This is a genomic window from Vibrio sp. 1580, assembly GCF_033340055.1.
Map to the genome: position 1 here is coordinate 341,784 of NZ_JAWOVT010000005.1, position 13,077 is coordinate 354,860.

Below are 13,077 nucleotides of genomic sequence, written 5' to 3' on the forward strand. Positions count from 1 at the left end.
AGATCGTGACCAAATTTGAGGTTACGATCTTTTTGTGTTTTATGGATAAGGCAAACCGTTATCCATAGCGCACAGGAAAAATAGCGAAGTAGATATGGAAAGACCATTACGTATTGGCATCATTGCCGGAGAATTGTCTGGCGATACGCTAGGTGAAGGCTTTATCAAAGCAGTAAAGCAACAATATCCAGACGCAGAGTTCGTAGGCATTGGTGGTCCGAAAATGATAGCCCAAGGTTGCGAGTCTCTGTTTGATATGGAAGAGCTTGCGGTGATGGGATTAGTCGAGGTTTTAGGCCGCTTACCGAGACTTCTTAAAGTGAAAGCTGAGCTCGTTCAGTATTTTACTCAGAATCCGCCTGATGTTTTCATCGGGATCGATGCTCCTGACTTCAACTTACGCCTGGAGCTTGACCTCAAGCAAGCGGGCATTAAAACCGTTCATTACGTGAGTCCGTCTGTTTGGGCTTGGCGTCAGAAGCGCATCTTTAAAATAGAAGCGGCAACGAACTTGGTGCTAGCATTTCTTCCGTTTGAGAAAGCGTTCTACGACAAATTTAATGTACCTTGCGAGTTCATTGGTCATACCTTGGCTGATGCCATCCCACTAGAATCAGAACAAGCGCCTGCACGTGAGTTGCTTGGTTTAGAACAAGATAAAAAGTGGCTTGCTGTCCTGCCAGGCAGTCGTGGTAGCGAGTTAAAAATGCTCTCAGAGCCATTTATTGAAACCTGCAAGTTACTCCATAAAAAATTTCCAGAACTGGGGTTTGTTGTCGCGCTTGTTAATCAAAAACGCCGTGAGCAGTTTGAACAAGCATGGAAAGAGCTAGCGCCAGAGTTGGACTTCAAGTTAGTTGATGATACCGCACGCAACGTCATCACCGCATCCGATGCTGTGATGTTGGCCTCCGGTACCGTAGCGTTGGAGTGTATGCTTCTCAAGCGTCCAATGGTGGTGGGTTATCGTGTGAATGCATTTACTGCTTTCTTAGCTAAACGTCTATTGAAAACGAAGTATGTGTCATTGCCGAATATCTTGGCGGATGATGAGCTCGTCAAAGAATATCTACAAGATGAGTGCACACCAGACAATTTGTTTACTGAGGTTTCTCGCTTATTGGAAAGCGACAATAAACCGATGTTAGATAAGTTTACGGAAATGCATCATTGGATCCGTAAAGATGCGGATCAACAAGCCGCAAACGCGGTTCTAAAACTGATTGAAAAATAGAGATTTATCATGGCTGTTAAACCAAAAGCGACCAAAACCAAAGTTGAACTCCCTCCGTTTGAATATCCGCAAGGTTACCAGCTTGTGGCCGGAGTCGACGAGGTAGGACGTGGTCCTTTGGTGGGAGACGTCGTCACCGCTGCGGTTATCCTTGATCCTAACAATCCTATTGAAGGGTTGAACGATTCGAAAAAATTGACCGAAAAGAAACGCATGGCGTTGCTTCCTGAAATCAAAGAAAAAGCATTGGCGTGGGCGGTCGGGCGTTGTTCTCCTGAAGAAATCGATCAACTGAATATTTTGCAGGCGACTATGGTTGCGATGCAGCATGCAGTGGCGGGGTTACAGGTTCAACCTGATTTGGTGTTGATTGATGGTAACCGTTGTCCGGAGCTGCCAATGGATGCTCAAGCTGTAGTAAAAGGCGATCTACGTGTTGCCGAAATCAGTGCGGCTTCCATTATTGCCAAAGTCGTGCGTGACCAAGAGATGGAAGAGTTGGATAAACTTCATCCACAATTTGGCTTCGCGAAGCACAAAGGTTACCCAACTAAAGCGCACTTTGAAGCGATTGAGCAACACGGAGTGATCAGTGAACACCGCAAGAGTTTCAAGCCAGTAAAAAAAGCGTTAGGCATAGAATAATCAAACGATCTAATTGGTGTTATAAACCCAACCTCTTTAGGTTAGAATCCCCAACAAAATAGAGTTACACGGTACCTGTTAATGTCAGATCCCAAATTCATCCACCTGCGTGTTCATAGTGACTTCTCGATGGTGGATGGCCTCAACAAAGTTCCGCCAATCGTAAAGAAAGTTGCTGAGCTCGGTATGCCCGCAATGGCGTTGACCGACTTTACCAACCTATGTGGTTTGGTGAAGTTTTACGGTACGGCGCATGGCAGTGGTGTTAAACCGATCATTGGTGCTGACTTTAAAATGCAGTCGGACGAGTTTGGTGAAGAGCTGACACAAGTGACTTTGCTTGCGGCGGATAATGTAGGTTATAAGAACCTGACGTTATTGATATCAAAAGCGTACTTACGTGGACATGTTCAACACCACCCAGTGATTGATAAAGCCTGGTTGGCTGAAATGTCTGAAGGCTTGATTGTATTATCCGGCGGTAAAAGCGGAGAAATTGGTCGCGGCCTTTTGAAAGGCAACCGTCAAATAGTGCAAGGGTGTGTTGATTTCTATAAACAGCATTTTCCAGATCGCTTTTATCTTGAGCTACTTCGTACCGGTCGTCCAGATGAAGAAACTTATCTTCACTTTGCGGTTGAATTGGCAGAGCAGCAAGACTTGCCAGTAGTGGCGACCAATGAAGTTGTATTCCTGAGTCCAGACCTATTTGATGCTCATGAAATACGCGTAGCGATTCACGATGGTTACACATTAGAAGATCCGCGTAGGCCAAAAAACTACAGTCCGCAGCAATATCTTCGTACAGAAGAAGAAATGTGCGAGCTGTTTGCTGATATTCCTGAAGCGTTAGAAAACAGTGTCGAGATAGCGAAGCGTTGTAACGTGACTGTGCGCTTAGGGGAGTACTTCCTACCAGCTTTCCCAACCGAAGGGATGAAAGAGACTGAGTTCCTAGTCATGAAATCCCGAGAGGGGTTGGAAGAGCGTTTAGAGTTCCTATTTCCAGATGAGGAAGAGAGGAAACGTCGCCGCCCTGAATATGATGAACGTCTTCAGATAGAGCTAGATGTTATCAACCAAATGGGATTTCCTGGTTACTTCTTGATCGTAATGGAGTTCATCCAGTGGTCAAAAGATAATGGAATTCCTGTCGGTCCTGGACGTGGTTCCGGTGCTGGTTCTTTGGTGGCTTACGCACTAAAAATCACCGATCTGGATCCACTAGAATATGACTTGCTGTTCGAACGTTTCTTGAACCCAGAACGTGTTTCGATGCCCGATTTCGACGTCGATTTCTGTATGGATAAACGTGACCAGGTTATTGACCACGTTGCGGAAATGTACGGTCGCGACGCGGTATCTCAGATCATCACGTTTGGTACCATGGCGGCAAAAGCGGTAATCCGTGACGTTGGCCGCGTATTGGGCCACCCATTTGGTTTTGTTGATCGTATTTCAAAGCTGATCCCGCCCGATCCAGGCATGACGCTAGATAAAGCGTTTAAAGCTGAACCTGCACTACCTGAATTGTATGAGGCCGATGAGGAAGTTAAAGAACTCATCGACATGTGTCATATTTTGGAAGGCTGTACGCGAAACGCCGGTAAACACGCTGGTGGCGTTGTAATTTCACCTACAACAATTACCGATTTTGCGCCAATTTATGCAGACGCTGAAGGTCACTTTCCGGTTACTCAATTTGATAAAAACGATGTTGAGACCGCTGGCCTAGTTAAGTTTGACTTCTTGGGTTTACGTACCTTAACCATTATTGACTGGGCGTTAGGACTGATTAACCCACGCCTAGAGCGAGAAGGGAAAGAACCGGTTCAAATTGAATCCATACCGTTAGAAGACCCTGCCTCTTTCCGTTTGTTGCAAAACTCTGAAACGACAGCAGTATTCCAGCTTGAATCTCGAGGCATGAAAGAGCTGATCAAACGACTTCAGCCAGACTGTTTCGAAGACATTATCGCATTGGTAGCACTCTTCCGTCCGGGTCCTTTGCAATCGGGCATGGTAGATAACTTTATCGACCGTAAACATGGTCGAGAAGCGATCTCTTATCCAGATGAAAAGTGGCAACACGAGTCGCTAAAAGAGACGCTTGATCCAACCTACGGCATCATCCTGTACCAAGAGCAGGTAATGCAGATTGCGCAGATCTTAGCGGGTTATACGCTAGGTGGTGCGGACATGCTTCGTCGTGCAATGGGTAAGAAAAAGCCAGAAGAGATGGCAAAACAACGTGCTATCTTTGAAGAAGGTGCGATAAAGAACGGTATCGATGGCGAGTTGGCGATGAAAATCTTCGACTTGGTAGAAAAGTTCGCCGGTTATGGTTTTAACAAATCGCACTCTGCTGCTTATGCATTGGTTTCTTATCAAACTCTTTGGCTGAAAACACATTATCCTGCCGAATTTATGGCTGCGGTAATGACAGCCGATATGGATAACACGGAAAAAGTCGTTGGCTTGGTCGATGAGTGTTTCCGTATGAAGCTTACCGTGCTGCCACCAGACATCAACTCTGGCCTATATCGCTTTAATGTTGATGAAAATGGCGCAATTGTTTACGGTATTGGTGCGATAAAAGGGGTTGGTGAGGGCCCTATCGATGCGATTCTTGAGGCGAGAAATAAAGGTGGTCACTTTAAAGACCTGTTTGATTTCTGTGCTCGAGTTGATCTAAAACGCGTCAATAAACGAGTGATAGAGAAGCTGATTTACGCGGGCGCGTTGGATCGACTAGGCCCACACCGCGCGGCGATGATGGCGTCACTCAATGATGCGGTAAAAGCAGCAAGTCAACATCACCAAGCTGAGGCGTTTGGTCAAACGGATATGTTTGGTGTGCTGACGGATGCACCTGAAGAAGTAGAGCATAAGTATACGCAGGTTCCGCCTTGGCCAGAAAAAGTGTGGTTAGAGGGCGAGCGTGATACCCTAGGCCTATATTTGACAGGGCACCCAATTAACGCCTACGTAAAGGAACTAAACAAATACACCAGTTGTCGACTAAAAGACGCAACGCCCACTCGCCGCGATCAATCTGTCACGGTAGCCGGCCTGGTTATTGCCGCTCGTGTAATGACGACCAAGCGTGGTACACGAATTGGTATTATGACACTGGATGACCGAAGTGGTCGTATGGAAGTGATGTTGTTCTCTGATGCGCTGGATCGATACGCTGAACTTCTCGAAAAAGACAGAATTTTGGTCGTTTCTGGACAGGTCAGCTTTGATGACTTTAACGGTGGCCTTAAAATGTCGGCGCGTGAAGTTATGGATCTTGGCAGTGCGCGCGAGAAATACGCTCGTGGTTTGTCGGTATCGATAGATGCAAATCAGATCAATGATCAGTTTTTTGAGCAGTTCAGCCGTATTTTAGAACCGCACAAAGCCGGAACCGTACCCGTCAATGTATACTACCAGCGTGCCGACGCCAGAGCGCGGTTAACATTGGGCACCGAGTGGCGAGTTACGCCAAGTGATACATTACTCGACGATTTAAAACAGTTGCTTGGCAAAAGCCAGGTAGAACTCGAATTTAACTAAAAATTCAGCGCAATATGTTAGACGCTGAGTAAACAAGGATTCATAGATGAGCCTAAACTTTCTTGAATTTGAAAAGCCAATTGCAGAACTAGAAGCGAAAATTGAAGCACTACGTGATGTCTCTCGTCACGGTGGTGATTCTGCGATTGACCTGGATAAAGAAATCGAACAGCTTGAGAAGAAAAGCTTAGAGCTGAAGAAAAAAACCTTCAGTGACCTAGGTGCATGGGAAACAGCTCAACTGGCTCGTCACCCACTACGTCCTTACACGCTGGATTACATCCAACACGCTTTTGAGGAGTTTGATGAATTAGCGGGTGACCGCGCGTTTGCAGACGACAAAGCGATTGTGGGTGGCATGGCTCGCCTTGAAGGCCGCCCTGTGATGATCATTGGTCACCAAAAAGGTCGTGAGACCAAAGAAAAGGTGAAACGTAACTTTGGTATGCCGAAACCAGAAGGCTACCGTAAGGCTCTACGCTTGATGGAAATGGCAGAGCGTTTCAACATGCCGATCATCACATTTATTGACACGGCTGGCGCGTATCCAGGTGTGGGCGCAGAAGAGCGTGGTCAATCTGAAGCTATCGCGAAAAACCTAAAAGTGATGTCTGGTCTTAAAGTGCCAGTAATCTGTAACGTTGTTGGTGAAGGCGGTTCTGGTGGTGCACTAGCAATCGGTGTAGGCGACTACGTGAACATGCTTCAGTACTCTACGTACTCAGTAATTTCTCCTGAGGGTTGTGCTTCAATCTTATGGCGTGATTCAGACAAAGCGCCACAAGCGGCAGAGGCAATGGGTCTAACTGCTCCGCGTCTTAAAGAGCTTGAACTGATCGACGAAATCATTGAAGAGCCACTAGGCGGCGCTCATCGCGATCATGTTCAAATGGCAGCGAATATGAAAGCGACACTACTTCGTCAGCTAGAAGATCTAGAACAATTGGATGAAGAGACGCTACGTGAGCGTCGTTACCAGCGTCTAATGAGCTACGGTTACTGTTAATTTCGGTGATTGCTATTAAGCGTTAGCTGATATCTCAAGTGATAACAGTTAAAATAGAAAGGGTTGGATGAGAGTCCAGCCCTTTTTTTGTACCTATCGGATCGCTTATGGAATCGCTTTACCCGCATTTTGCTCAAGTTCTCGGCCGCTACTATCAATTAGGCACTAAGGTTGTCTTGGCGTTTAGCGGAGGAGTGGATTCACGTCTTTTACTCGAATTACTCAGTCGCTACCAACAAGCGCATTCGATAGAGTGTCACGCTGTGTATGTGCACCATGGTTTAAGCTCGAATGCCGATAATTGGGCCGATAAATGCTTACTTTGGGCACAACAAGTGGGGATATCGTGCTCGATCGAGCGAGTGAGCTTAGACATCAGCAATGGTGAAAGTATTGAACTTCTTGCTCGTAAAGCTCGCTACCAAGCCTTAACTAAGTACATTCAAGAAGGTGATATACTGTTGACTGGTCAACATGCCGACGATCAAATAGAGACTTTTCTCCTTGCGCTTAAGCGCGGCAGCGGGCCTAAAGGGTTATCTTCGATGGCGGAGAGTATGCCGTTTTCTTGCGGATCTCTAGTTCGACCATTGCTTACTATCAAGCGGAAGACCATCGAAGAAGCCGCTACTAAATTAGGCTTGGAGTGGGTGGAAGACGAAAGCAATCAAGATACCCGTTATGATCGTAACTTTCTTCGTCATTGTGTTATTCCTGAATTGTCTGGTCGCTGGCCGAGTATCCATCAAGCGGTTCAGCGCAGTGCAAGTTTATGTGCTCAACAAGAAGCGCTATTGGATGAACTATTGAGCGCGGTGTTTGAACGCGCTTTACAAACGGATCTAAGTTTGAGTATTGAAGAACTGGCTAAGCACAGTGGATTAGCGCGTGCGCGCTTGATTCGTATGTGGCTGGCTAAGCTTAATACTAGTATGCCGACTCAGGTACAACTCAATCTTATCTGGAATGAAGTGGCATTAGCTCAGCAAGATGCCAACCCCAAACTACAACTTAAACAAGGTGAAGTGCGCCGTTTTCGAAATCGTCTCTATTGGGTAACGGAAACGGCTGATGTCACTAAGTGGCAAAGTACGATTCAAGTTGATGCGACTTTGTCGCTGCCTGAGGGACTCGGGGAGCTGACCTTAACGACGAGTTCTAGTAACGCAACGATTGCGCTACCGAGTCAGCCAGAATTGCTTCGCGTGACCTTCAATCCGGAAGGCTTATCAGCGCATCCAACCACGCGTAATCACAGTCGAAAACTGAAGAAGTTATTCCAAGAATACAATGTGCCAAGCTGGCTGCGTCGTCAAATTCCGATTTTAATGTACCAAGACCGAGTCGTTGCTGTGGCAGATCTGTTCGTTGATCAGGCGTTTAATGGTCAAGATTGTGAACTTATTTGGCGCAGGTAATGAAAATTCATGCCACAATGTCGATTATAAAATATAAAAATCCTTAAATAATAATTGATTAGGTGAAGCAATGAAGAAAACAATCATGGGTGCAATGGTGGCGTTAACCATGTTCAGTGGGCAGGCTCTAGCTGCGGGAGATGCTGCAGCAGGTCAAGCAAAGTCGGGAGTATGCGCGGCGTGTCATGGCGCTGATGGTATTGCTGTCATTCCGGGTTACCCAAATCTGAAAGGGCAAAATGAGCAATATATTATCAGTTCAATTAAAGCTTATAAAAATAAAGAGCGAACAGGTGGGCTTGCTGCTGTGATGCAAGCTCAAGCTTCATTGTTGTCTGATGAAGATATCGCTAACCTAGCGGCTTACTACGCAAGTTTGAAGTAAACGCGAGTCTGAAAAAGCTTGGACGATTGGGCATTGAGCAGTCCTCATTGGGTTTTATCAACTCACGATATTCGCTATGTTAATTTGCTCAGCCTGGATTTTCGCTGGTGGATCAGAGACAAACATTGAATGTTGCGAAACGCTAAACGATAATAAGCGCAATCGATTGAAGCTTAAGGGATGAACATGAAAAAAATTGAAGCGATTATCAAGCCATTTAAACTGGATGATGTTCGAGAAGCGCTAGCTGAAGTTGGCATTACAGGGATGACCGTCTCTGAAGTGAAAGGCTTTGGTCGCCAAAAAGGTCACACCGAGCTTTACCGTGGTGCAGAGTACATGGTGGACTTTCTACCTAAAGTGAAGCTCGAAATCGTTGTAACGGAAGATGTGGCTGATAAATGCGTAGAGACAATCATTGAAACCGCGCAAACTGGTAAGATTGGTGATGGTAAAATATTCGTCACTGATATTGAGCGTGTGGTTCGTATTCGTACTGGTGAAGAAGACGAAGACGCGATCTAAGGTTTCTTGTCACTTGTTTCGTATTTATTATGCTAAAAGGGAGCCAAGTGGCTCCTTTTTTGTTGTTTGCTTATTAGTGAAATCATTTAACCCGAGATTGGTTGTTCTAGATTTCGGGTGCCTACATTCAGGTTTGTCGTATGTTTAAGCGTTTTTTTCTGGCGTTAGCTTTTCTCGTAATGGCGGTATTGGTTGGCTTCCAGGTTATTTTCACCGTACCAGATCAGCCGCAAATTATTACTCAAACAGGTACCGAGCTGACACAAGATATCAGGTGCATCGAATTTAGCGATTCAAAAGCTCTCGATCATGACGGCAAAATCAATGTGCTTGTCTGGAATATCTACAAACAGAACCGGGCTAATTGGCAACGTGCACTCGATGAGTTTTCTGCTGATAAGCAGTTACTGTTATTGCAAGAAGCCAGCATGACACCATCATTTAAACAGTGGTTGGTGGATGGTCGCTGGGTTAGTAATCAAGTGAGTGCTTTTAAGGCGCTGGGTAGCGGTGCCGGTGTAATTAGTATTGCTCAAGGGCAACCAGAAAAAGCCTGCGCTTACACCTCTAAAGAGCCGTGGCTTCGCTTACCTAAGTCTGCATTATATAGCCAGTATCACTTGAGTAATGGCGAGAAACTCGCAGTGGTGAATGTACATGCGATTAACTTCACCGTGGGTACAAAAGAGTATGTATCTCAGTTAACGGCGCTTGAAATGCTTTTAAAGCATCATGTGGGGCCAATTCTATTTGCTGGAGACTTCAATAGCTGGAGTGAATCTCGCGTTAATGCGATGAGGCAGGCCTTAAAGGCTGCGGACTTACAAGAGGTGACGTTCTTGCCGGATCATCGAGTCCAATTTATAACAGGGTTACCACTGGACCATGTGTTTTACCGAGGTCTGACGCTTAAGTACGCAAAAGCGCCGCAGAGCGACGCTTCCGATCATAACCCATTGTTATTGTCATTTACGTTAAATAACTAGCTTAGGTTACCACAATATAAAGTGCCCAAATAACGTAGAAGAATACCCATGGCAGGCTTGCTATCACCAAAGCTTGGCCACGTTCAAACTCCGTCCACGTCAGTACAACGCCGTAGCCGAGCACAATGTACCAAGGCAGAAGCAAAGGTAACGAGCTAGCGAAATGAGACCATTCGTTAGTAAGAGGCAGCTTTAATAGACCATTGAGGCTATTTAAATCGGCAGCGTAAGTCATTACCTGACCATGCTTGAGTAGCAAGCTCGCGTAGCTTGCTACATCGCCCAATACTGCTGGGAATAAGATAGCACACGATGCGGCAAACCATTTCCAGTAACCGTATTGTTGTTTGCTTGCCTTTGTTGCAAGAAAGAACCAAAGCGCGAGCAATAGTAAGGTGGCAAAGCGGTTGAATACATCATTGATGATCGCGCTTGCCATTAGCGTGTTTGGTTCTAATAGCTCAATCTGCTTCGGGTCGATTTGCTGAAATTGCGCAGCAAGTTGGTCACTGAGCCACGTGAAATCGACATTCGAAAAGTAAGCACCCCAGAATAAAAACGGACTAAGCATCAGGAAGATGAACGGTTGCCATCCCCATCCACCGCGTTGATAAAGCGCAAGAAAACAAGATGTTGGAGAACGAAAAATGTCCAACAGCATCACAAGTGGATTGCTTGATGGGTTCATACACTTACCTTCGTTACGTCAACGTACAACTTAAGCTTTTGACCTGGTTGTAAGTATTTTTTCTTGTGTAGCGAGTTCCATTTCACGATGTCGTTCGTTTTTACTTTGAACTTGCTTGCAATGCCGCTAATGGTGTCGCCAGAGCGAACGTTGTAGAAAACGGTACGGATCACAGAACCTTTGTCTGAGTCTTTCCAAATCACTAGCTTTTGACCCACACGCAATGGATCTTTAGGGCCCATACCATTCCATTTAGCTAACGATTTATACGACACTTTATTGTTACGTGCGATTGACCACAAACTTTCTCCAGACTGAACGACATGGGTGAGCTTGAGTTGACCACGAGCACGAGATTGAGTCTTGTTTAATCGGTTTTGTGCCGTTAATGCATATTTTGCATCGTCTTTTGTTGATGTCGGAATCAATAGGTATTGACCAATACGAATGTTGTTATTCGATAGGCCGTTGGCACGTCGAATGACTTTCGTGGTTGTGCCGTATTTATTAGCTAGCACGCTTAAAGAGTCACCAGATTTCACCTTGTAGCGAGCGACCTTCATCCCTTTACCGCGATTTTTCTCCACCTTGGTGAGAAAAGTCTCTTTTTTCTCTACGGGAATCAAAAGTTGGTGCGGCCCCTCAGGCGCTGTCGACCACTGGTTGTATGCTGGGTTGTAACTCTGCAACTCTTTTACGCTAATGCCGGCATAATCTGCGGCAATAGCCAGATCTAACTGCTCTTCTGGATCAACAAGCGTTAGAACAGGCTTGTTTGGAATTGCAGGAATATTAAGTCCGTACTTGTCTTGGTTTGCGATAACGTCAGCCAAGGCCAATAGCTTAGGAACGTAACTGCTGGTCTCTTTTGGTAAGTCTAATGAGAAGAAATCGATAGGTTTACCGAGCTTTTTATTCTTACGAATTGCGCTAGAAACTCGGCCTCCACCGCTGTTATAAGCGGCGATTGCATGTTCCCAGTTACCATCAAAACGCTCGTTTAGTTGTACTAGGTAGTCCAGCGCTGCATCCGTTGCTGCTGCCACATCTCTGCGACCGTCATACCAGTAGTTTTGCTCTAGTCCCATCATTTTTCCGGTGCCAGGGACAAATTGCCACAACCCAGCCGCGCTACCATGTGAGTAGGCAAAGGCATCGAATGAACTTTCCACTACAGGAAGTAAAGCTAGCTCCATTGGGAGTCCGCGCTCTTCGATACGTTTTGTGATCATGTATAGAAAAGGAGTCGCACGCTTAGATACCGTGTAAAGGTGATTTGGGTGCTTTAAATACCACGTACGGTAGTAGTCCACTTTCTTGTGGTTTGGGATATCCATGTCCAGCTGCATGGCGATACGTTGCCACACATCTTCTTGTTCTTGGGGGGAGAGAACTTTAGGCGCGTCGTTAGCGGATTTTTTTGCTAGTGACGATTTATTGCCCGGTTGAGCTTTTACTGCATTTTGCTTTGCAGTCTGCTCAGATTTATTGGTTTCTGGTGTAGAAGACGTTGAATCTGACTGAGTCAATTGACAGCCAGATAATAACAACGCCAACGCCCAAGTATACTTCAAACGCATGGATTCAGCCTATTTAGGGCCTGTTTATCTTCACCTGCCTGTCGCGCAACGTAATGTGCGTGGCAGTCGCAAGATAATAGACATCTTTTAAACACTAACTAATTTATAGAGGCAAAGAGCTTCTAATTATGCAATGGGGAGAAATTCAAATAGATTTATATCAACCCCAAACGTAAGAGAAGCGCCAGTGGCGCTTCTCGAAAAATCAGTCCCTGATAATACTGGGGTCTTGCAAACTTACAAGCAGAAAATGGTTAAAATTCGTTCTTCCACTCGCGTAAAGCAGTAAAAACCGAGCATGGATCGCTATTTTTAATGCGACTAGCAACAGATTGAACCACGTCAGGGTTAGAGGTTCGCAAGAACGGATTAATCCACTTTTCTTTGCGTATTGTTGTTGGAAGTGTCGGAATGTTGAGTGCTCGCAGTCGGTTTACATCGTCGCGATATTGGCGAAGTTGCTCATTGTCAGGTTCAACCGCTAGAGCAAACGCCACGTTACTCGCGGTGTATTCATGCGCGCAGAAGACTTGAGTTTCTTCTGGTAGAGACGTTAGTTTGCTCAGTGATTCAAACATTTGCTCAGGCGTACCTTCAAAAATACGACCGCAGCCAGCAGAAAAGAGCACATCACCGCAAAACAGTTTTCCGTCCCCAACGTAACCGATATGGCCCAAAGTATGACCGGGTAACCCAAGTACTAAGAAAATCTCACCAAACAACTCTAGCTTGTCGCCTTCTTCCATTGGTGTCGTTAGGGTTGGAATTGGCTCTGATTTTGGGCCCACAACGGCGACGTTAGGAAATGCACGCACTAAGTCTGGAACGCCACCAATGTGATCGTTGTGGTGGTGCGTAATTAAAATCGCTTCTAAAGTTAATTCGTTAGCCTGCAGAAATTCTAATACTGGCTTCGCATCGCCCGGATCAACGACTGCGCAGCGCTTATCGCTATTTTGTATCAGCCAGATGTAATTATCATTAAATGCGGGTATGCTTTTGATCTCTAACACGATTCGTTCTCCGTCACCCATTTTAGTCAGGTGGTT

At 45.7% G+C, this 13,077-nt stretch carries 11 protein-coding genes; 8 read left to right on the plus strand and 3 right to left on the minus strand.

The window, feature by feature from the left end:
* Positions 1-94: 94 nt before the first annotated feature.
* The 8 genes from lpxB (at position 95) to R7093_RS10860 (ending at position 9,760) form a co-directional block, all read left to right on the plus strand.
* On the plus strand, positions 95-1,234 hold the full coding sequence (gene lpxB / locus R7093_RS10825; protein ID WP_017636041.1) for a lipid-A-disaccharide synthase: 1,140 nt from the start codon (positions 95-97) through the stop codon (positions 1,232-1,234).
* A 9-nt stretch (positions 1,235-1,243) separates the two neighbouring features.
* A complete protein-coding gene (gene rnhB / locus R7093_RS10830; RefSeq protein ID WP_258658673.1) occupies positions 1,244-1,879 on the plus strand; it encodes a ribonuclease HII in 636 nt (211 codons plus the stop codon).
* Positions 1,880-1,960: 81 nt separating this feature from the next.
* Positions 1,961-5,440, plus strand: coding sequence for a DNA polymerase III subunit alpha (dnaE, locus tag R7093_RS10835; RefSeq protein ID WP_005385364.1), 3,480 nt, complete (start codon positions 1,961-1,963; stop codon positions 5,438-5,440).
* Positions 5,441-5,486: 46 nt separating this feature from the next.
* A complete protein-coding gene (gene accA / locus R7093_RS10840; protein WP_005380365.1) occupies positions 5,487-6,446 on the plus strand; it encodes an acetyl-CoA carboxylase carboxyl transferase subunit alpha in 960 nt (319 codons plus the stop codon).
* Positions 6,447-6,553: 107 nt separating this feature from the next.
* Complete coding sequence (gene tilS / locus R7093_RS10845; RefSeq protein ID WP_042521419.1) at positions 6,554-7,864, plus strand: tRNA lysidine(34) synthetase TilS; 1,311 nt, start codon at positions 6,554-6,556, stop codon at positions 7,862-7,864.
* A gap of 70 nt (positions 7,865-7,934) precedes the next feature.
* A complete protein-coding gene (locus R7093_RS10850) occupies positions 7,935-8,249 on the plus strand; it encodes a c-type cytochrome (protein ID WP_017636043.1) in 315 nt (104 codons plus the stop codon).
* A gap of 186 nt (positions 8,250-8,435) precedes the next feature.
* A complete protein-coding gene (gene glnB, locus R7093_RS10855; RefSeq protein ID WP_005380372.1) occupies positions 8,436-8,774 on the plus strand; it encodes a nitrogen regulatory protein P-II in 339 nt (112 codons plus the stop codon).
* A 140-nt stretch (positions 8,775-8,914) separates the two neighbouring features.
* Positions 8,915-9,760, plus strand: a complete 846-nt coding sequence (locus R7093_RS10860; protein ID WP_025768251.1) for an endonuclease/exonuclease/phosphatase family protein — start codon at positions 8,915-8,917, stop codon at positions 9,758-9,760.
* A gap of 1 nt (position 9,761) precedes the next feature.
* Here the strand turns inward: R7093_RS10860 and R7093_RS10865 are convergent, their stop codons facing one another.
* From R7093_RS10865 to gloB, 3 genes are all read right to left on the minus strand, one after another.
* On the minus strand, positions 9,762-10,448 hold the full coding sequence (locus R7093_RS10865; protein WP_005380375.1) for a YIP1 family protein: 687 nt from the start codon (positions 10,446-10,448) through the stop codon (positions 9,762-9,764).
* Positions 10,445-12,028: a LysM peptidoglycan-binding domain-containing protein gene (locus R7093_RS10870; protein ID WP_017820746.1), complete on the minus strand. Its 1,584-nt coding sequence runs from the start codon at positions 12,026-12,028 to the stop codon at positions 10,445-10,447. The genes R7093_RS10865 and R7093_RS10870 overlap by 4 nt, the downstream gene beginning before the upstream one ends.
* Positions 12,029-12,282: 254 nt before the next feature.
* The gene (gene gloB / locus R7093_RS10875; protein ID WP_005380380.1) at positions 12,283-13,041 is read right to left on the minus strand and encodes a hydroxyacylglutathione hydrolase; all 759 of its coding nucleotides are present in this window, start codon (positions 13,039-13,041) and stop codon (positions 12,283-12,285) included.
* Between the last annotated feature and the right edge of the window lie 36 nt (positions 13,042-13,077).